We start from the raw sequence: 19,591 nt of genomic DNA, 5'->3' as shown, positions 1-19,591 counted from the left end.
GCCGTAGACGGCGAGTCCCGGCAGATCATCTTGAAATACCTAGGTGGCTTTCAGGCTAGCGCGCGATTGCAGCATTACATAGCCCGGCCGGGGCTGAACCACGGGTTATCGCGACCGAATCGCCGCAATCACACCTGAAGTGGGGGTAGGCACAGTAGTGTTTTGCGGCGTTATGCGTCGGGACGGCTGCGGTTATTGAGCACGCCGTGGCTCTCTTCGAGGTAGCAGCTTCCGCAGAGCGATTCGTAGGTGACCTCTTCGCCATCGATGGCCACCTGGTCGCCGTCGAACACATAGACGCCGTCGATCTTGCGGCCGTTGAACACGGCCTTGCGTCCGCAGCGGCAGATGGTCTTGAGCTCTTCGAGGCTGTGGGCCACTTCGAGCAGACGGCGGCTTCCCGGGAAGGCGACGGTTTGAAAGTCCGTGCGGATTCCGTACGCCAGCACGGGCACGTTCTCGAGAATGGCGATGCGCAGCAGGTCGTCAACCTGGGTCTCGGTGAGAAACTGGGCCTCGTCGAGCAACAGGGCGCTCACGTCACGGCCGGACTCTTTCAAGACCTGCGCGCGGTGCTGCTGGAATAGGGCGTAGGCATCCGTTTGCGGGGTGAGCAGAAAATCGACGGCGCGCATCACGCCGAGACGGGAGAGAATTCCGCGGTCGCCCTTGGTGTCGACCGACGGTTTGGCGAGCAGCACGTGGTGGCCGCGTTCCTCGTAGTTGTATGCCGCTTGCAGCATAGAGGTGCTTTTGCCGCTGTTCATGGCGCCGTATCGAAAGTACAGTTTCGCCATTTAGGTGCCTTTGGTTGAGTTTGAGCCGCTGCGGTCAGCGTCAAATTCTAGCGTGAGGAGCGGATGCCGGCTGGTCACGCGCACCTGGGAGAAGACGGCGCGGAGCACGCTGAGGTACGGGCGCAGGGCCCGGCGGCGCTGGTACGGGGGCAGCGAGATTCCGGCCTGAATGGTGATGGTGTCGACGGCGCGTGCACCGGTCGAGCGCGATCGGGGCTTCAGCTGCGCTTGCGCCTGGGCTTGGGTGCGGGCTTGCGCGGCGGCTTGCTCTTGGGCGGCGGTCACGATGGCGATGGTCGTGGTGTCGGTGGCCGGGGCGGGGAGGGCCCCGCGGGTACCGAAGGCCTGGGTGACCTGGGCGGTGTCGGCGGGGGCGGGGCCGGACCCGTCGATTTGCACGACGAGGCTGGTCGGATCAAAGCCCTTGAGGGTGCAGAGCGCCACGAGGATAGCGCCGGCGGCGGCACGCTGGTCGGAGTCGAAGGCGGTCGCTCGGCGCTCGGGGTCGGCAATGACGCAGAGCGGGTTGAGGCCGCGCTCGGTCAGTGCGGCGCGTTCACGTTCTATGAGGTCGTCGAGCCAGGTGTGGTCGACTTCGGCCACGAGCACCCGACGCACCTGGAAGGCGAGGGAGCGGGCCCGCTTCACGTCGGCGGCGGTGAGCGCATCCCGCTCGAGCACATCGGCCAGGAACGGCAGCACATCTGCACCGAGGTTCTTGACGCGATGGTCGACGACCTCGTGCGCGAGGAGGTCGCGATTCTCCTCGGTGCGCCCGCGGATCGCGCGGCGGGCATCCGTTTGCCAACGGTGAATGGAATTGACGACCTGGCGCGAGAACGCGGCGGCGGCGAGGCTGGGCGCGAGCACCTGGGTCATGGCGATGATCGCGAACAGGGCAGGCGGGGTTCGCACGCCGAGAAAGGGCGCTTGCACGAGGGCGGTGGCGCCGACGATGATCGCTGAGATTCCGCCGAGCGCCAGGATTTCTTTCCACGGCCGGAACGGAGCGAGGGCGAGCAGCAGCAGACCGAGTCCGATCGGGGCGAAGTCGTCCTGGATCATGCCGTTGTACTGCCAGGCGCTGGCCGCGGCGAGCACGTGGGCGACCAGGCCGAGGGCCACGACGACGATCGCACGGGTGCGGGTGAACGGGGCCAGGTCGGGGCGCGCCGACCAGACCAGCACGGCGGCTGCGATAATGAGCGCGACGACGGCCGAGACCGCGAGCTCCTCAATTTGGATTTCGTGCGGACGCGACACGGTCGCGGCTATCGCGTAGGTCACCACGATCAGGGCGACGACCGGGGCGATCGGCCAGGCAGCCAGGCCACCGATGGGGTCGAGACGCTGCTGTGAAGCGGATGCCGGTGCGCGCGGCCGGCGCGGCGTGGGGGTCGCGCGGGTCATCGGGGGTACCGGGGGGCGGGGGTGGCATTGGCCGGGGTGGCATTGAGGCTGCCGGGCCGGACCGGCGTGTGGTGGGTGGGCAGGGTTGGCTTCGGTTTGATGCTGGGGGTTTCGGCCGGCACGGTCAGTCGCACGCTTGCGCCGGCGCCCGGGCGGCTCCAGATCAGCACGGATCCGCCGAGCTGCTCGATACGTCGCCGCACGGACTGCCGTAGACCGAGCCGGTCGGAAGCGGATTCCGATTCCGTGAAGCCGCGGCCGGCATCCGTTATGAGCAGTGAAATAGTGGTGCGGTCAGACTCAATGGAGAGTTCGGCGGAGTCGATGCCGGCGTGGAGGATGACGTTGACGAGGCATTGCTGCACGGCGAGGCCGACGTCGCGGTCGCTGCCGGCGTCGAGGCGAGCGAGGGCGTCACGGTCGCCGGTGACCTCGACTTTCAGCCCGCGATCACGGCAGCGTTCGACGGCGGTGTAGACGGCGCTGGAGCGCCAGGCCGGGCTTGGTGTTGGCGCTTGCTCGTGGACGGTTGGCTGCGGTGAGGTGGTCGTGCGGGCGTCGATATCGGCGAGCCAGTTGGTGTCATGCAGGGTGGTGAGGGTGTCTCTCAGGCTGGCTTTGAGGGCCGGCGAGAGAGCGCCGGGTTCGGCCAGGGAGAGCGCGACGAGCTGGGAGACGGTCGTGTCGTTGAGCAAAGCGATAGCGCGGGTATCGAGGGCATCGCGCAGCTGGCGGTTGGCACCGTCCTGCACCGCGCGGTGGATGGCGGGTTGGGCGGCGTTGCTGGCGCGGCGGTCGATTCCGGCGAGCACCATAACCCCGACGAGTACGAGGTAGGTCGAAAGGGTGAACAGGTCGGGCCGGTAGGGCACGGTCGTGCCGACGATGGCGAGGAACGCAGCCGCCTCGGCGAGCAGAAACGCCGCGGTGCTCCAGAGCACGCCGGCGAGGGCGGTGGATCCCGCGCCGCCGACCATGACGAGGGCCATCTTCGGCAGGGCGACGAGGAACATATTCGACGCGGGGAATACGTCGGGTACGCCGAGCACGGTGGCGGTGAAGACGTAAACGCCGATGGTTCCAACGAGCAGATAGGCAACGGCCAGCGGGATGCGCCGATGCCGGGTAAAGAGGATGAGCAGGGCTGCCATGACGGCCACAACCACGATGGTGATCCAGAGTTCGGGGGTTCTGAGGGCGAGGATACTGACTGACAGGATCGCGGCGCTAAAGCAGGTCAGCGCGAACCAGTGCGCGCCCCGTGCGATGGCGCGTGCGAGCGTGCGCTGGACCAGATGGCCGGGTAACCCTAGAGACATATTTCCCCCAATAGGTAAGTATGCCATCGGGGTGGGTGGGGGTTGGGTGCGGGGAAGGCAATGATGGGGTCAGAACAGGGTCGGGGCCAAGTCGGTCGGGAGTTCGGCGGCGATCAGGGACCGGGGCGCCTCCGTGCTCCGGGCCCACTTTAGGGAACCGGGCCTATGATCCATCATGGGCCCGGTTCCCGGGCCCGGGCCCGGTGAACGGGCGGGGGTGAAGGCGGGCGTCCGGCGGGCGGCGGGCATCCGTTCTGGGGAAGACGGGAGAGCGCTGGAGCGGAGGCCGCCGGTCGCGGGGTCGACGATGCCGCGTTCGAGGCCGTGCGCGCGAATGAGCGGCTTGATGCGCGCGGCGAGCCAGGTGCGGTACTCCTTGGGCGCGTATTGGCCGCCGGCGTAGAGCTCGAGGTAGCGGGCAACCAGCTCGGGATGCTCGCGGTCGAGCCAGCGCAGGTACCAGTCCTTGACGGCGGGCTTGAGGTTGAGGCCGGAATAAAGCACGCTCGTGGCTCCGGCCGCCTTGGCCTGCCGCAGCGCCTCATCGAGGTGCGCGCGGGTGTCGGTGAGGAACGGCAAAATGGGCATGAGAAAGACGCCGCAGTCGAGTCCCCGTTCGCGCACCGCGGTCACAGTGGCGAGGCGCGCCTTCGTCGTGGGAGTTCCCGGCTCGACCGACTGCTGCAGGTCGTCGTCGCGCAGTCCATCGTCGTAGATGGCAATCGACATGGCCAAATCGACTGGAACGTGCTCACTCGCCTCGACGAGCAGGTCCAGGTCGCGGCGCAGCAGTGTGCCCTTGGTGAGAATGGAGATGGGGGTTTTGCTGTCAGCAAGGGCCGCGATGATGCCGGGCATGAGTCGGTAGCGTCCCTCGGCGCGCTGATATGGGTCGGTGTTGGTGCCGAGCGCCACCGGATGCCTCCCCCAAGTGGGCTTGCCGAGCTCCTTGCGCAGCACCTCGGCCACGTTGACCTTGACGATGATCTCGCTATCGAAGTCTTTGCCGGCGTCGAGGTCGAGGTACTGGTGGGTCGGCCTGGCAAAGCAGTAGGTGCAGGCGTGGGAGCATCCGCGATAGGGATTGATCGTGTAGCCGTACGGCAGCGCGCTCTGACCGGGTACATGATTGAGCGCCGACTTGCACAGGATCTCGTGGAACGTGATTCCGGCGAACTCGGGCGTCTGCACGCTGCGTACGAGATTATTCAGGCGGGCGAGTCCGGGAAGGGCGCCGACCTGTTCGGTCTGTAGTTCCTGCCCGCTCCACCGCATGGATACAGTCGAACACAAGTTCTAGCAAAGTGCAAGTGATGCCAGAAAAAACCGCACTGAAGCGGATGCCGCGGCTCGCGTCGCGGCACTCGTTCGAGACGCGGCACCCCTACGCAGGGGTGCCGCGAGTGCCGCGAGCTCGGCCAGCACTGCGGGCCCCAGCGAGAGCGCGACGGGCAGGCGATGGGCGGGCAGCGGCATCCGCTTTCGTGCTGACGAGGGCGATTCGCACTACTGTTTCGGCATGCGCACACCGACGGTACCCGCGTGACCCGGCTGCGTCGCAGCGACCCGACCCGGCCGGGGTATTCCCGGCGGCGCGCGGGCACGGGCTTCAGCTACCGCGACCCGGCCGGGCAGAAGGTCACCGAGAAGCAGCTGCGCGAGCGGTTCGCCGCCCTCGCGATTCCGCCGGCCTGGACCGACGTGTGGATCTCGCGGCACCCGAACGGGCACATCCAGGCCATTGGCATCGATGCGGCCGGGCGCCGCCAGTACATCTACCATCCGGCCTGGCGCGAACAGAAGGACCGCCTCAAGTTTGAGCGCGCGTTGGAGCTGGCCGCCTCCCTGCCCCGGGTGCGTGGTCAGGTGACCCGGGATTTGCGCGGGGACAGCGAGCCGCGCGCGCGGGCCCTCGCCGCGGCATTTCGCATGCTCGACCTCGCCTCCCTGCGCATCGGCAGCGAGCGTTATGCCGACGACTACGGTAGCCACGGGCTCTCCACCCTGCTCTGCTCGCACGTGTCGGTGCGGGGAGACTTGGTGCGGCTGGACTTTCCCGCCAAGAGTGGCCAACAATTTCAAGGCGTGATAATGGATGCTGACCTCGCGACCTATCTGCGCGCCCGCCTGCGCGAGCGCCCGGCTGCACCGCTACTGTCCTGGGTGGTCGACGGGGAGGAGAATGCTCTCTCGTCCGCCGATATTAACGAATTCATCAAGGAACGCACCGGCGGCGAGTTCAGCGCGAAGGATTTTCGCACCCTGCGGGGCACGGTCGCTGCGGCCCAAAGTCTGGCCCAAAGCCTCGCGCAGAATCTGAGGGCGGCGGCTGGCATGACCAAGCACGAGGATGAGGCGAGCAGCGATGCGGGGACAAGATCGGGCAGCACTGGGAGCAGGGCGAAGGCCAGCACCGCCGGGAAGGGGGCAAGGGACGGCACCGCCGGAGCTGGCAGGAAACCCGGCACTACGTCCATCCCCGCGACGGCGACCGGCGTTGGGGCCGTGCCGGCAGCATCCGCTTCACGGCAACCGCGGGCGGCGTCGCGCAACCGTCGCGCCGACACCCGAGCTATTGCCGAAGCGATGCGGCAGGCGGCCGCGGTGCTCGGCAACACCCCCGCGATCGCACGCACGAGCTACGTCGACCCGCGCATCCTGGATCTGTTCCGTGCCGGCGAGACCATCGACCCGGCCGGACGCGTCTCGGCCGAGAAGGCACTGCGCACGCTCGTACTCGGTGAGGATGTTTGAGAAACGACGCTTAAGAATGTCGCACGTTCGCGGTATAACTTGAGTGCCGCTCAGCTGATCCGGCTGCTGTCTATAAGAAAGGTATGCCCGTGACCCACGACTCTGACCCCGTTGAAGAACCGCCCCTGGACGTTCCTGAGCCGCCCAATACTCCCACAAACCCCGATCAGCTCGTTGGACCTGACGGACCCGACGGCCCGGCCCAGGAACATGCCGGCTCGGCTGATGTAAGCACCGTAGCGGCCGTTCCGGTCGCCAGCGCCGAGACCGGTCCCGACGGCCCCGCACCGAGCGATGACGGCTCAACGGCCGGAGAAGCCGCCACAGCCAGCCCGGTCGAGCCCGACAGCGACACCGATCCTGACAGTGACAGCGACACCGAAGACGACCAGGACAACGCCGACAATGAACCGAACCTCGACGATATCGACCCCGCCGACAACCCATCGAACCCCGATCTGGTCGGCCACGATATCGATGAAGAAGCCCCCAACCTCGCCGAACCAACCGCCTAACCCCAAGGAGTCCCCCATGAAGGGCAAGTTTCTGTTTCTCGCCGGCACCGCGACCGGCTTCGTACTCGGATCCAAGGCCGGCCACCAGGCCTACGACCGCATCGCCGCGAAGGCCCGCCAAATGTGGGGCGACCCCGGCACCCAGAAGGTCATCTGGCAGGCCGAAGGCATCGCGCACGACGCCGCCACCGTCGCCCAGACCAAGGTGAGCGGTCTGCTCGACCAGGCCCAAGCATCCATTAAGAAGGAGGAGCGCAAGGCAAATTCGACCCCGGATGCCGACAGCCACGACCTATAAATCCGTCACGACGCCCACGCCCCGGCTGGAGTCCCGGTGGGGGTGTCCGGCCGGGTGGTTTCCCGGGCGCGCTAGTCGGTGACGCGTGAGCTCACACGCTCGGTCGGCCCAAATGTGGCGGGAGGCTCGGGCGCACCCGGCACCAGAAAGCTGGCTCGGGCGCGGTCGAAAGAGGAGTAGAACCAGCGCGTGTTGAGCACGCCGAGCTTGGTCACTCCGTAAACTCCCCCGATTTGTTCGATGGCTCCCATGAGGGCGACCGGGTCGCCGTCCGGTAGTGCGGGATCTCGAACCAGCCATTCGGTGGATGAGAGCTGGAGGATGCCGAGTTGCGATACGCGCAGATTCTCCGCATCCGAAACGCCATTGTTCGGGTTCACTTGCCGCCTCCGGGCCGCTTTGGAATATTAAGTAGACCCCGGCCCACTCACTCCTTCAAGGGGTTGACGGCACCCTCCTACGTGACTCTCACGAAACGCCCAACTGCCAGACCGCGAGAGCGCAAAAAGTGCCCGATTGAAGGGTTCAATCGGGCACTTTTTGCGCTATCGCATGAGAGGCCTAGTTACTAAGGTGCAGCTCCTCGGCCGTCGCGGCGAGGGATGCGGCGGCAGCTGCGGGGTCGTCGGACAAGCGGGTGCCATAGCTCGGAATCATCTGGCGGATGCGCGGCTTCCAGCCCTCAATGCGGTCGGGGAAGCAGCGGGCCAGCAGGTCCACCATGATCGGCGCGGCCGTCGAGGCTCCCGGCGAGGCACCGAGCAGTCCGGCGATCGAACCGTCGGACGAGGTGATGACCTCGGTGCCGAACTGCAGCACTCCGCCGAGCTTGGCATCCTTCTTCATGACCTGCACGCGTTGGCCGGCCGTGATCAGTTCCCAGTCGCCGGAAACAGCAGCGGGAATGAACTCACGCAGGGCCTTGAGCTTGGCGTTGCGCGAGGCGAACACCTCGCCGATCAGGTATTTCATCAGGTCGAAGTTGTGACGCGCGACCGCGAGCATCGGCCCGAGGTTGTGCGGGCGAATGGAGAACGGCAGGTCGAACCAGGTGCTGGTCTTCAGGAACTTCGGGCTGAATCCGGCGTACGGACCGAACAGCAGCGACTTTTCGCCATCGACCACGCGGGTGTCGAGGTGCGGCACCGACATGGGCGGGGCACCTTTGGCCGCCTTGCCGTACACCTTGGCCTGGTGCTGGGCGACGAGCTTGGGGTTGGTCGTGCGCAGAAACTGGCCGCTGATCGGAAAGCCTCCGAACCCCTGAATTTCAGGGATTCCGCTCTGCTGCAGCAGCGCGAGCGCGCCACCGCCGGCGCCGACGAAGACGAACCGCGCGTTGATGGTGCTGCGGGTCTGCCCGACCTGACGCAGCAGTTTGAGATTCCACGAGCCATCCGCTTTGTGCTGGAGGCCGACGACCTGCTCGTTCATGTGCATGTTGACCCCCTGCTTCTCGAGGTTGTCGAACATGAACCGGGTGAGGGCGCCGAAGTCGACGTCGGTGCCGCTCGCGATGCGCGTGGCGGCGATCTTCTGGCCAGCCGGACGCTTGCGGGTGAGCAGCGGAGTCCAGGTGCCGATCTTTTCGACGTTGTCGCTGAACTCCATGCCGGCAAACAGCGGTTCGGTGACAAGTACGGCGTGCCGCTTGCGCAAGTACTCCACATTGGCTTTGCCGTGCACGAAGGTCATGTGCGGGGTGGAATTGATGAACTTTTCAGGCTCCGGCAGGGCACCAATAGAAACAAGGTGCGCCCACAATTGCCGGCTGATCTGGAACTGCTCGTTGATCACAACGGCCTTGTCGGCGGTGACCGAACCGTCTGCAGCCTGCGGCATGTAGTTGAGTTCGCACAGCCCGGCATGCCCGGTGCCGGCGTTGTTCCACGGGTTCGAGCTCTCCTGGGCCAGTTCACCGAGGCGCTCGTACACCTCGATGCGCCAGTTGGGCTGCAGCTCCTTGAGGAGCGTTCCGAGGGTGGCACTCATGATGCCGCCACCAATGAGGACAACGTCGACAGTTCCCTGAGAATTCACACTTTCGAGTGTATCGCTGCGAGCGGATGCACCCCGACCGCGCCGGAACCAGCACGGTCACCGCTCCATCGCGCGCCGAACGACCAGCACCGTGACGTCATCGGGGGCGGACAGCCCGGCCCGAAGCATGAGGGAACCAATGAGGTCCTGTGCGGTCGGTGCTTCCCGCACTAGCCGATCGACGGCGGCGAGCGAGCGAGCGAGGCGAGTGTGCCGTCGAACAGGTCGAGTACACCGTCGCTGACCGAGACCAGGGTACTGCCAGGCACGAGTACGACGGTTTGCTCCAGCCAGGGCGAGTCGCCACCTGCGCCGAGCGGGAGCCGCAACGACGTGAGGCGCTCGGTCGTCCCGTTGGCGTGCACGAAAAGGGACAGCCCGTGGCCGGCGTCGACGTAGCGCACGACGCCGGTGTCCATATCGAGCCGGGCATGAAACAGGGTCACGAAGCTGCCGGCCTCATCAAGATCGGGCTCGAGCGTCGTCGCCGCGGCCTGCGCGACTTCGGCGACGACGTCCAAGCGGGATCCGGCGCGGAGCACCGCGCGCACGGTCGCCGCGATGAACGTCGCGCCCACCCCCTTGCCCATCACGTCGGCGAGGGTGAACGCCGCGCCCTCACCCACCGGGTACCAGTCGCAGAAGTCGCCGCCGACCGCGTGTGCCGGCGAACAGGCCCCCGCCACATCGAATCCCGGCAGACTAAAGAGCTTCTTGGGCAGCAAGCCGCGTTGTACGGCGGCAGCTTGGTCGAGTTCCTGCGAGGCGTTCAGTTCCTTCTGTACCCAGAACGCGAGGTCACGCAGCAGGTTCTGCTCAAGTGCGGTGAACTCGCGCGGCTCGGTGTCGAAGATGCACAGTGCACCGATACGTTCGCCGCCGTGCCCTTCGAGCGCAGGACCAGCATAAAAGCGGATGCCCGGTTCGCCCGTGACGTAGATATTGTCACGAAAGCGCGGGTCCAGCCGGGCGTCGGGCACGATTAGGGCGCCGCTCTCGTTGATGGTGGAATCGCAGAAAGCGTTGGACCGCGGGTACTCGGTGGGCTGATCGGGTTCGATACCGGCGCTGGACTTATTCCACTGCCGGTCGTGGTCGATAAGGGAGATGATCGCGATCTGAACGTGAAAAAAAACCTTGACCAGGCGGGTGATGCGGTCGAAGCGTTCCTCCGGCGCGGTGTCCAGAATGTGCAGGTCGTCGAGCGCACGCTGACGGGTGACCTCACTGTGTTCCAGCACGGAACGGGCCACGGCGGTCATGACCGCAGCGTTCGCACGATGTGCCAGTGGTTCACATCATTGTCGCGAACGTAGTCCAGCTCGTCGACGAGGGCGTGAATGAGGGCCATCCCCCGCCCTGATTCGCAGAGCACGTCGGGCATTTCGCGGGTGGCGAGCACGCCGGCGAGCGCCACGTCGGCATCGACCGAGAGATCGACCGGCCGGTCCGTCGCCAGGAGCAACTCGGTTACCATCGCTCCGGTGTCGTTCAACCGGCCGTCGATGCGATCCTCGCTCACCTCGAGGCGCAGTCCGCAGGTCACGCCACACCCGGTGTCCGCGTGCCGCAGCACGTTCGAGGCCAGTTCAATCAGGGCAGTCTCGAAACTGAATCGGTCTGTCGGAGAGACGTGCGCGGCATCCGCCCAGACGGTTTCCAGCAGGGCGTGCACCGTGTTGACGTCGTCGGGCGGCGAGATCAGAGTGAGGGTATGCGTGCTGCTGCTAACCATGAAACGCGCTGCTCGCGGCGGGATACGCGGTGAGCACGCGTTCCATATTGATCAGCTGAAGCACCAGGCGAACCTGCTCGTTCGGTGCCGCGATGCGCAGGTCTCCGCCGGCCTGCCGGGTGGCTTTGAGGCCGCCGATGAGGGCGCCGAGCCCGGAGAAGTCAATGAAATCCACGTCGCTCAGGTCGACGGCGACGCGGTTCTGTCCGGCGGCGACGGATGCTGCCACCACTTCGCGCAGGCGCGGCGCGGTGACCATGTTTAAACGTCCGGCGATGTGGACGACGGCGATGCCGTCGCCTTGGTCGGTGACCGTGAATTGCATCAGGGGGTTGTCTCCTTTGGGTTGGAGCCTTGAAAGCAAGCGGCGGGTACCAGCACGCTGAGAATGAGCAGGTCGAAAACGACCCAGGCGAGGTTGACGAACGTGCCGATCGGTTCGCCCAGACCGAGCAGCAGCCGAGTCACACCGATGATGGTCGCCAGGATGAGCACGATGCCGACGACGATCTGCGGCCGGATCAGGTGCCAGGGAGCCGCGCCCGCCTGTCGGGTTTTCGGGGTGACCGCAAAACCGAGCGGTCGCTGAAAGACCACGTTGGCGACGGCCGTGGTCGTGGCTTTGATCCAGACCGGGAACAGGGCGAGGCTTTATTGCTGGCCGCGCCAGGTTGAGATTCCGTGGCTGGAGATGATGAACAGAATCTGGTTGGCGACCATGAACGGCAGAAAGCGTAGGAAGAATTCAAGGGCAATTGTAGTGACGGGCAGAATACCGAAGCAGAGAAAGACGACGGGGGCGGCGAAATAGACCAGCGCGGCGTATCCGCTCGGGTAACTCCACATGGTCGAGAAGTACATGAGGCGCTGCGGCAGGCTGAGGCCGCGCTGCAGCAGCGGGTTCTCCCTGAGCAGGACCTGCATCGTGCCCTGTGCCCAGCGCAGCCGCTGGGTGAGCATGGTGCCGAGGTCTTCGGGAGCGAGCCCCAGGGCGAGCGTCTCGTGGTGGTAAATGCTCGTGAAACCGAGGGCGTGTAGGCGCATGCTCGTGGCCATGTCTTCGGTGACGCTGATCGTCGCCAGCGGCATGAGCGGCATGAGCGGCATGAGCGGCATGGCTTCGTGCGCACGGTCGACGTCGATCGACCGCAGTAGAGCCTGCATGGATTCCAAGGCTCCAAGCGGCGACAGATCACGCGCCGCCAGCCGGTCGAGGCTGTGTGTGGGCATGGCGCTAACGGCATCCGTTTCGAGGTGCAGCTCGGCAATGAAGGCGAGGTCGAGGTCGAGCTGGCGCAGGTGAGGGCACGCGTGACAGCGCGCTCTTTCTAGAGCACGTAGCGGGTGATGCAGAGCTGCATGAGAGCGTCCCGGCGTACGAGGGCGTTGGACCCGCAGAAGAACGCCGCATTCCAGCCGTCCCTGCCTTGCTGGATCGGCCCGTAGAACAGGGGCGCCTGGCTACCGAGCGGGTCGCAAGCAGTGACGTTCTCAAATACCTGCGGCGTCTGTACCAAGGCCACCGTCGGTTCGGCGAAGTAGCCGAGCGTGTGGTCGAGGATTTGCGGCAGCGGCACCTGGTCGGCGTCGAGAATGAGCAGGAATTCTCCCCCGGTGCTCATGAGCGCGTTGTTGAGGTTGCCGGCCTTGGCGTGCAGCGGGCGATCCTGCCAGTCGGCGCCGCGCGTGATGTAACCCACGCCAAGCTGGTCGGCCGTCTCGCGCATCGATAGTCGGTTGCCGTCGTCCAGGATCCAGGTGGCATGCGGGTAACGGATGCCGCGCGCCGCGTGCGCGGTGCGCCGCACCAGCTCGACCGGCTCGTTGTAGGTCGTGATGAACACGTCGACCGTGAGATCGGGTGCCGCCGGGGCGGCAGGTTTGCAGTCTCTGGCCCGCCACATCGTGAGGCCGAACAGGACGACGTCGATGAGGCTGTACGTTTCGGCGAGCACAAGGGCCACGGCGATCCACCAGGCGTCCCAGTTGAGCGAGAAGAACCAGCGTCAGATGATGTAGTTCGCACCTAGGGCGATGGTGACGAGCACGGCCACTCGCAAGAGGCACAGATGTGCCGCAGAACGGGCGGGACGAACCGTTACCTCCACAATGCTCCCTGGTGCTGGCCCGCTCGGACAGGCGGATCTGCCTTCAGAATAATCCCGCATCAAGCGTCGGGAGCTTTCCGGAAATGGGCATTGTGCCGAGCCTCCGCGCTGCACTAGAGAGAGTTCCTCCGCGTGGGGGATACTAAAGCTATGGTTTTTGACAACGGCGAGAGACGCGTCGCCGTCATCATCGAAGATGACGCGGATATTCGCAACCTGCTCGAAGCCGTGCTTACCCAGGCCGGATTTGAGACGATCCCGACCAGCAACGGACTCGACGGCATCGCCGCGGTGCGCGAGCACTACCCCATCGTGACGACCCTCGACGTGAGCATGCCCGGCATCGACGGCTTTGAAACGGCCCGGCGCATTCGCGCCTTCAGCCCCACCTACCTCGTCATGCTCACCGCCCGCGATGACGAAATCGACACCCTGCAGGGCCTCGACGCCGGCGCCGACGACTATATGACCAAACCATTTCGTCCGCGCGAGCTCCGCGCCCGCATCGAGGCGATGCTGCGCCGACCGCGCCAGCCCATGACAACGGATGCCGTCGTCCTCGCCGTCGACGCGGCTCCGGCCCCCGCTCCCGAAACCGCGCCCAGCGAACTGGTGACCGCCGGCGAAGCGAACGCCGAGGCATCCGCTTCTCTCGGTCCGCCGATCCCCAGCGAGGAATCCGGTACGGTCGACGGCTGGTACAGCCACAACGGTCTGCGGCTGAACCCGTCGGAGCGCATCGTGCAGCTCGATGGCGCGCCGCTCGACCTGACCCGCACCGAGTTCGATCTGCTCGGCGCGCTGCTCGAATCCCAGCGCAAGGTGCGCAGCAAGAACGATCTCGCCCTGCTGCTGCGCGGGGAGGCCTACGCGAGCGCCTACCCGGTGATTGAGGCGGACCGGCGCGCGGTCGAGGTGCACATGGGCAATCTGCGGCGCAAACTGGGCGACAGCACTGCCACACCGCGGTGGCTCGAAACGGTGCGCGGTGTCGGCTATCGCCTGGCCGCCCACACCGGCGTGGGGAACTAGTTGTACCCGGCCATGAGGTGCTGGGAGAGCTCGGTACAGGTGTCTCTGCCGAACCGGCTGAGGTACGGCAACGTCTGCGCGCAGGCCGTCAGATCGTGTTTCGCCAGTGCACAGTGCAGGTGCAGGGCAAAGAATTCGAGTCGGCGTGCGCCCGGCATATTGCTGCACGACGTGCTCAAGATCAAATCAAAACTTCAGCTGCACCGCGTCACTCCGGGTTGGGTCGTCGGTTAGTTCGTCGTGGGCGGGGCCGCTTTGGCCGCATCGTCGTGGGCCGGGTCGAGCGCGACGGCATTGCCGCCGGCCGCTTTCACCGCGACAATCCCGGCATTCGCAGCGAAGCCCAGCGCGCTCAGGGAGTAGCCGTGATCGCCCGTGCTGGCGATGCAGAAGCTCGCCGTCAGCCGAATGAGCGCGGCCTCGCGCAGGGGCTCCTCGACCAGGGAAACCTGCAACTTCTCGGTCAGGTCGCGGGCGGATTCCGCGGAGTCCGTCACGACGAGCATCTGAAAGTAGCCGCTCGACCGGTGCCCGATGAGAGACATCACGGGCACGCTCCCCCGGATGTTCGCAGCAAAGCGAGCGATGGCCTCGTCGCCGGCTATCCGGCCGAAAGCAGTGTTGATCTCCGGCAGGTTGTCGATGTCGGCGCCGATCAGGGCGAGAGTGAGACCGGCGGCCTCGCCCCGATCGAGGTGGTCGGTGGCGGCCTGCTCGAACGCTGTGTTCGAGAGCACTCCGGCCGCCGAGTGGATGCCGTCAGTCATGTCGCCGACGGCGCTGCCCTGCGCCTGTTCGGCGCGCAGCACCGAGAGCGCAATCGTGCCGATGATGACCAGGCACAGGCTGACTGCCGATGCGGAATCGGTGGCGAAGTAGGTGGTGAAGAGTTTTCCCGCGCGTCCGTCTACGAGGAAGACCACGGCACGAACCGCCGCGACCACGGCGGTCACGGCGAGAGTCATTGCCACAATCTGCCCATTGAGATTGCGCTGCAACCTCCCGCGAACGAATTCCAAAGCCCCGAGCACCGCGAGGATGGCAACGCTGAGCCAGAGTGTGACGGAACCGGCCCACAGCTGCAGCGGCAGCCCCTCGGCCAGGGTGGCGCCGACGGTTGCAAGCGTCAGCAGGGCCATCAGCCCGATCACCTGGCGACTGGCTCGGCGTCTGTTGAAGCGCCGAGCACCGGACCATACGGCCGAAACGGCCACGATCATCCCGATGTTTCCGGCGAGAACAGTCCAGCCCATCAGCGGCTCGGTGGAGCCGGAGGAACGCAGAAGCACGATCATCACGCCAACGATAGACGCCAGGCTCCACAGCCGGCTGGCCGTGTCATTTCGCTTGAACGCCGTGTTCAAAGTGAAGGTGACGGCGCAAAGCGCAATGACGATTCCGTTCATCGTCTGGATCGTGTGCGAGTCGAGATTCATGCGGGTGGTGCCTTTCGTGGCAAGGTCAAACGCCGGTCAGGTGGTGCGGGGTAGCGTCATGATCGCGGTCGTTCCCTGCCCCGAGGTCGACTCCAGCCTCAGTCCACCGCCGTGCTCGCGGCAGATATCCCGGCTGATGCTGAGCCCCAACCCGGTGCCATGCACGCTGGAGCCGCGCACGGAGTCGGCTCGGTAGAACCGGTCGAACAGTTTTGTCTGCTCGTCCGGGGTCATGCCTCGGCCGGTATCACCCACCCGCAGCTCGATCTGGGTAGGCGAGGATTTGAGGGACACTGTGATGCGACCGCCGTGGACGTTGTACTTGATGGCGTTGGAGAACAGATTGTCGATGACCTGGCGCAGACGAAAGGCATCCGCTCGAATCTCGGTCGGTGCGAGAACGCCGAAATCACAGCGGACGCCGCGGTCCAGCGCTGCCGGGCGCAGCGACTCGGCGGCGTCGGCAACGATGACCGCAAGGTCGCACGGCGCAAGGTCGAGCTGCACATCGTCGTCGGTGCCGGCTTGGGCGAGCAGATGGCTCACCAACGCGAGCAGCCGGTCGGAGTTCTTGGTCGCAACCTCGAGCATGCGTCGCGTTGAACCGTCCAAGCTGGGATCGTCGAGGGCGAGTTCGAGGTAGCCGATGACTGAGGTCAGCGGGGTGCGCAGTTCGTGGGACACCGACGCGACCAGATCATCTCGGGCTTTGATTGCGCGCAACTCCGTGGTGATGTCGCGTGTGACCATAACGCTGCCGTCGAAAATCTCGTTCTCGTCCCAAATCGGCCGGGCAGAGACGAGGACGGCCATCTGGTCATGAGCGTCACCACCGACCCAAATGACCATGCGCTCGAGCGTCTCCCCCCGCTGCGCCCGTTGGAAGGGCCGATCCCGCCATTCAATGGGAGTGACCTGGTCTTCGAAGTAGATCGGGATTGCTTCAAGATTCGCGTCGGAGATTCCGAAATGCTCGAACATTTCGCGCTGTGCCCGGTTGATGAAGTTTCGCGCGTGATCGCGGTCGAACCCGATCACACCGAAGTCGATGGCATTAAAAATCTCGTCGAGCGTGCGTTCCTGGCGGCGGGATCGCCGCAGGGCATTCTCGAACAGTACGGATTGCTGGGTCAGCAACACCTGCTGGGCCGCCGCACGGCGGGTCGTTGTGTAGGTGGTCGCCGCCACAAATGCGAGCACGACGGGCACAATGGCAAGGCGGGGAATCTCGTCGGCCGCCAGCGCCACGGGGCGAAGGGCTGCCGCAGTCCAGAGCAGCACCGTCGTGAGCACGACCCCGCCGGCCGCGCCGGTTCCGCCGAAGTGGGTCGCCAGCCAGATCACCGGCAGCACGAGCAAGAACGTCGTGCCTAGAACCCTCTCGCCCTCCCGCGCCACGACGAGACCGATGAGATCGAGAATGGGAAGCACCACGACCCAGTTCTTGCTGCACCGCCGCCACGGCACCCCGGCGGCTATGCCGGTGGTGAGGAAAACGATCAGTACACCGGCCAGGAACAGCTCGTTGGCAAAAAGGGTGGGGTTGAGCAAACCGGCGATGCCGACGAGCAGCAGGGTTGCCGCGCCGACGACTAGCTGGGAGAGAAAGATGGAGCGTTCGACGCGCAATCGTTGGGCCGGGTCGATGGTGACTGGCCGGATGAATTTCACGAGGTGCCGCTTACTGTGGAGGGGTCGTAGCCGCACGACGATCGTTCGGCAGTGGGCGGAAAATTTCGGGTGCCCTTGCCCGAGATGGCTCTGGTTCGAGGGGTTCTCGCGCGATGATTCTCCGCACCGCCTGGGCGCCGAACTCGTTCAGCCGGTCAACCGTTTCAGCGAAACTCTGCGGAATGCCGAAGTGAAAGCCTTGGGCACTGCGAATGCCGAGGTTGGACAGTTGTGCGGCCATCTGCGCATTCTCCACGCCCTCGACGATCATGGAGTACTCGAGCTTGTCACCAAATCCCTGCAGGGCCATGAGAACTTCACGCTGCCGAATATCCTCGAGATCGTCGATGAGGCCGCCGTCGATCTTGAGGATGTCCATGGGCACCCGCACGAGGGAATCCACCGAGGACTCCTCTGAGCCGTAATCGTCCAGGGCAATGAGTATGCCGCTGCCACGGAGGCGGTCGATCTGCTCACGAATAGCGTCCGACAGGTGCACTGCGGAGCGTTCATTCAATTCAAGGCAGAGCGACAACTCCGGGTACTGCCGGCCAAGGGTTTGGAAGAAGCCGCCCAGACGATCCTGCGTGAGCTGGTCGGCATCTACGTTGATGGCCATGCACCCGATGGCCGGTTCGACCAACCGGAACTCGGCTGCGGCGAGCATCGCCTGCGCGGCCACCTGCCGGGTCAGAAGATCGAACCGATCGAGGCGCTTGGCCGTCTGCACGAGCGCGGTGGGCGAGATGGCCCCGAAATCCGGGTCCACGTACCGCAGCAGTGCCTCAAAAGCCCAGATCTCGCCGCTCACCAGGCTCACAATCGGCTGGTAGGCGAGTACGAGTTCGTCGTTGTCGATGGTGCGTACCACGGCGGCGGTAACGTGAGACGAACGGTGCGCCGAGACGCGGATGCTGTTGGCCGCGTCGGCGGTTCCGCGCCGGCGGGCCTTCTTCACGGAAAGCAGGCTCTGGTCGGCGTCGAGAACCAGCTCCGCAACATCCGCTTCAACCCGCTCTGAAAAGGCCAGCCCAATGCCTACCCGGGGATTGATGACGGTTTCACCGATGGACACGGGCAGGGTGGCGGCCGCCAAGACGAGGTTGGCCAGGTCCGCGGCCTCGGCCGGGGTCGACAGTCGGGTGAGGATGAGCGCGAACTTATCACCGCCGACGCGCGACACCACGTCGTGGGGGCGCACCGCCTGGCGCATCCGCTGGGCGACCACCTGCAAAACGGTGTCACCCGCCTGGTGCCCGTAGGTGTCGTTGAGCCGTTTGAAGGCGTCGATATGGATGAACAGCACGGCGATCGCCTCGTCTTCACCGCGCTGGCTATTGATGGTTTCGAGGGCTGTCTGGAAGGCGCCGTAGTTGGGCAGGCCCGAAAGAGAGTCGATGCTGGCTCGGGCGGTGAGACCAACCCCGTTCCGCCGCGCCTGCCCGACGAGTTCGGCCATGGCGGACAATGCCTGCAGCGCTCGACGGTCGAGTCCGGTGAAGGCGCCGTCCATCGCGTCGCGGCGGGCGACGATGCACTGCGGCTGCACGGCCGTGAAGCTGAGTTGAACGCCGATTGCGGCCGGCTCGGGCGCCTCGGTCACGTCGTCGACCGAGTCGAGCGGTCGGGTGGCGCTGAGAATGCTGCTGCCGAGAACGAGACCGTTGATACGGCGCCGCATGTCACTCATCGCGCTCAGCACAATGGCCAGAATTGCCACCACAATGGTTCCGAGAAGGACTCCGGCCGCGGTCTGGGTTGGCGTTCGACCAGCACCCGGGGTCGGCAGGCCGACCTCCGACCAATGCACTGACGTCATGGTCAGGCCAGCCACTGTGATGAGCAACAAGCCCAGACGCACCGGTGAAATCAGCGACCGCCCGCCACGCTCGGCAGGGGCACCGGCCAGGCTTATGCGCACCACTTCGATGGTCAGCACGAACGCGACATAGCCGACGGATGCCGCAGCAACCGCCGGCATCGACGATACCCCCACCAGACCGAGCACCCCGTCGATGAGCAGGAAGAACAGGCAGCCGAGTCCGGCCAGGCCGGCGCCGTAGACTGAGACGTCGAGTCGGCGAGACTCGATGAGGAGTGCCACGAGGATGCCGAACATGACGATGCCGATCACGCCGTAGTCGGGCAGAACGGGGGTCAAGGCCGGCAGTGCCAAGACGGGCAGGGTTATCATCAGCGATCGATGCGCAACGCTACCGATGCGAATCCAGGCGATTTCGAGGGCCGCCACGCAGAATATACCGCCGAGAGCGAACAGAATTCTGGTGTCCGGTTCATCGAGCATAACCGCGACCGTTATGGGGATAAGGACAAGGCCCAGCATCCCGAACACGCCAAAAGAGACGCGCTGCAGCGCGCCCGATAATCTACTTCGGCTCACGCAGTCAAAGCCTACGCGACTTGCCCCCGAATGAGTGTTGCAATGGGGAAATTGATGCAGTCGGCTGTGGGGATA

General features: G+C 65.4%; 17 protein-coding genes and 1 pseudogene. 4 read left to right on the top strand and 14 right to left on the bottom strand.

Annotated features, from left to right (window positions below):
• Positions 1-170 precede the first annotated feature (170 nt).
• From E3O11_RS09610 to E3O11_RS09595, 4 genes are all read right to left on the bottom strand, one after another.
• Positions 171-797: a thymidine kinase gene (locus E3O11_RS09610; protein WP_092448232.1), complete on the bottom strand. Its 627-nt coding sequence runs from the start codon at positions 795-797 to the stop codon at positions 171-173.
• On the bottom strand, positions 798-2,207 hold the full coding sequence (locus E3O11_RS09605) for a hypothetical protein (protein WP_092448233.1): 1,410 nt from the start codon (positions 2,205-2,207) through the stop codon (positions 798-800).
• Positions 2,204-3,526, bottom strand: coding sequence for an ATP-binding protein (locus E3O11_RS09600; protein ID WP_092448234.1), 1,323 nt, complete (start codon positions 3,524-3,526; stop codon positions 2,204-2,206). Before E3O11_RS09600 ends, E3O11_RS09605 begins: the two co-directional genes overlap by 4 nt.
• 69 nt (positions 3,527-3,595) lie before the next feature.
• Positions 3,596-4,801 carry an Rv2578c family radical SAM protein gene (locus tag E3O11_RS09595; protein ID WP_241994691.1) on the bottom strand — a complete coding sequence of 402 codons (1,206 nt, stop codon included), beginning with the start codon at positions 4,799-4,801 and terminating at the stop codon, positions 3,596-3,598.
• 267 nt (positions 4,802-5,068) lie between these two features.
• Here E3O11_RS09595 and E3O11_RS09590 point away from each other — a divergent pair, with 267 nt between their 5' ends.
• The 3 genes from E3O11_RS09590 (at position 5,069) to E3O11_RS09580 (ending at position 7,093) form a co-directional block, all read left to right on the top strand.
• A complete protein-coding gene (locus E3O11_RS09590; RefSeq protein ID WP_092448235.1) occupies positions 5,069-6,280 on the top strand; it encodes a DNA topoisomerase IB in 1,212 nt (403 codons plus the stop codon).
• An 89-nt stretch (positions 6,281-6,369) separates the two neighbouring features.
• The gene (locus tag E3O11_RS09585; RefSeq protein ID WP_134495500.1) at positions 6,370-6,795 is read left to right on the top strand and encodes a hypothetical protein; all 426 of its coding nucleotides are present in this window, start codon (positions 6,370-6,372) and stop codon (positions 6,793-6,795) included.
• A 16-nt stretch (positions 6,796-6,811) separates the two neighbouring features.
• A complete protein-coding gene (locus tag E3O11_RS09580) occupies positions 6,812-7,093 on the top strand; it encodes a hypothetical protein (protein WP_092448237.1) in 282 nt (93 codons plus the stop codon).
• Positions 7,094-7,164: 71 nt separating this feature from the next.
• Here E3O11_RS09580 and E3O11_RS09575 read toward each other — a convergent pair whose 3' ends face one another.
• The 6 genes and pseudogenes from E3O11_RS09575 to E3O11_RS09550 all read right to left on the bottom strand — a co-directional run bounded on the left by E3O11_RS09575 (position 7,165) and on the right by E3O11_RS09550 (position 12,976).
• Entirely contained in the window at positions 7,165-7,473 is a 309-nt protein-coding gene (locus tag E3O11_RS09575; protein WP_092448238.1) for a hypothetical protein, read from the bottom strand.
• 181 nt (positions 7,474-7,654) lie between these two features.
• Positions 7,655-9,133, bottom strand: a complete 1,479-nt coding sequence (locus E3O11_RS09570; RefSeq protein WP_092448239.1) for a malate:quinone oxidoreductase — start codon at positions 9,131-9,133, stop codon at positions 7,655-7,657.
• Positions 9,134-9,303: 170 nt separating this feature from the next.
• Positions 9,304-10,395, bottom strand: coding sequence for a PP2C family protein-serine/threonine phosphatase (locus E3O11_RS09565; protein WP_092448240.1), 1,092 nt, complete (start codon positions 10,393-10,395; stop codon positions 9,304-9,306).
• Positions 10,392-10,868: an ATP-binding protein gene (locus E3O11_RS09560; RefSeq protein WP_092448241.1), complete on the bottom strand. Its 477-nt coding sequence runs from the start codon at positions 10,866-10,868 to the stop codon at positions 10,392-10,394. The genes E3O11_RS09565 and E3O11_RS09560 overlap by 4 nt, the downstream gene beginning before the upstream one ends.
• A complete protein-coding gene (locus E3O11_RS09555; RefSeq protein WP_092448242.1) occupies positions 10,861-11,193 on the bottom strand; it encodes an STAS domain-containing protein in 333 nt (110 codons plus the stop codon). Before E3O11_RS09555 ends, E3O11_RS09560 begins: the two co-directional genes overlap by 8 nt.
• Positions 11,193-12,976 (bottom strand): annotated as a pseudogene (locus tag E3O11_RS09550) (glycosyltransferase family 2 protein). The gene E3O11_RS09555 and the pseudogene E3O11_RS09550 overlap by 1 nt, the downstream one beginning before the upstream one ends.
• A 150-nt stretch (positions 12,977-13,126) precedes the next feature.
• Here E3O11_RS09550 and E3O11_RS09545 point away from each other — a divergent pair.
• Positions 13,127-14,008, top strand: a complete 882-nt coding sequence (locus E3O11_RS09545) for a response regulator transcription factor (RefSeq protein WP_092448243.1) — start codon at positions 13,127-13,129, stop codon at positions 14,006-14,008.
• Here E3O11_RS09545 and E3O11_RS09540 read toward each other — a convergent pair.
• Genes E3O11_RS09540 through E3O11_RS09525 form a run of 4 tightly spaced genes read right to left on the bottom strand, consistent with a single transcriptional unit; the run spans position 14,005 to position 19,420 of the window.
• Positions 14,005-14,187, bottom strand: coding sequence for a hypothetical protein (locus E3O11_RS09540; protein ID WP_134495498.1), 183 nt, complete (start codon positions 14,185-14,187; stop codon positions 14,005-14,007). The two genes, E3O11_RS09545 and E3O11_RS09540, sit on opposite strands and share 4 nt — an antisense overlap.
• A gap of 51 nt (positions 14,188-14,238) precedes the next feature.
• Positions 14,239-15,444 (bottom strand): diguanylate cyclase, encoded by a 1,206-nt coding sequence (locus E3O11_RS09535; RefSeq protein ID WP_092448244.1) that lies wholly within the window; start codon positions 15,442-15,444, stop codon positions 14,239-14,241.
• A gap of 36 nt (positions 15,445-15,480) precedes the next feature.
• The gene (locus E3O11_RS09530; protein WP_092448246.1) at positions 15,481-17,115 is read right to left on the bottom strand and encodes a sensor histidine kinase; all 1,635 of its coding nucleotides are present in this window, start codon (positions 17,113-17,115) and stop codon (positions 15,481-15,483) included.
• A gap of 10 nt (positions 17,116-17,125) precedes the next feature.
• Entirely contained in the window at positions 17,126-19,420 is a 2,295-nt protein-coding gene (locus E3O11_RS09525; protein WP_166787553.1) for an EAL domain-containing protein, read from the bottom strand.
• Positions 19,421-19,591 lie beyond the last annotated feature (171 nt).

Origin of the sequence: Cryobacterium levicorallinum (assembly GCF_004402405.1) — a bacterium.
Classification (GTDB): domain Bacteria; phylum Actinomycetota; class Actinomycetes; order Actinomycetales; family Microbacteriaceae; genus Cryobacterium; species Cryobacterium levicorallinum.
This window is presented reverse-complemented; position numbering and strand designations above follow the sequence as displayed.

Coding starts and splice junctions, on each gene's coding strand:
- E3O11_RS09610 (WP_092448232.1), bottom strand. CDS start 797: ATGGCGAAACTGTACTTTCGATACGGCGCCATGAACAGCGGCAAAAGC.
- E3O11_RS09605 (WP_092448233.1), bottom strand. CDS start 2,207: ATGACCCGCGCGACCCCCACGCCGCGCCGGCCGCGCGCACCGGCATCC.
- E3O11_RS09600 (WP_092448234.1), bottom strand. CDS start 3,526: ATGTCTCTAGGGTTACCCGGCCATCTGGTCCAGCGCACGCTCGCACGC.
- E3O11_RS09595 (WP_241994691.1), bottom strand. CDS start 4,801: ATGCGGTGGAGCGGGCAGGAACTACAGACCGAACAGGTCGGCGCCCTT.
- E3O11_RS09580 (WP_092448237.1), top strand. CDS start 6,812: ATGAAGGGCAAGTTTCTGTTTCTCGCCGGCACCGCGACCGGCTTCGTA.
- E3O11_RS09565 (WP_092448240.1), bottom strand. CDS start 10,395: ATGACCGCCGTGGCCCGTTCCGTGCTGGAACACAGTGAGGTCACCCGT.
- E3O11_RS09560 (WP_092448241.1), bottom strand. CDS start 10,868: ATGGTTAGCAGCAGCACGCATACCCTCACTCTGATCTCGCCGCCCGAC.
- E3O11_RS09555 (WP_092448242.1), bottom strand. CDS start 11,193: ATGCAATTCACGGTCACCGACCAAGGCGACGGCATCGCCGTCGTCCAC.
- E3O11_RS09545 (WP_092448243.1), top strand. CDS start 13,127: ATGGTTTTTGACAACGGCGAGAGACGCGTCGCCGTCATCATCGAAGAT.
- E3O11_RS09535 (WP_092448244.1), bottom strand. CDS start 15,444: ATGAATCTCGACTCGCACACGATCCAGACGATGAACGGAATCGTCATT.
- E3O11_RS09525 (WP_166787553.1), bottom strand. CDS start 19,420: ATGCTCGATGAACCGGACACCAGAATTCTGTTCGCTCTCGGCGGTATA.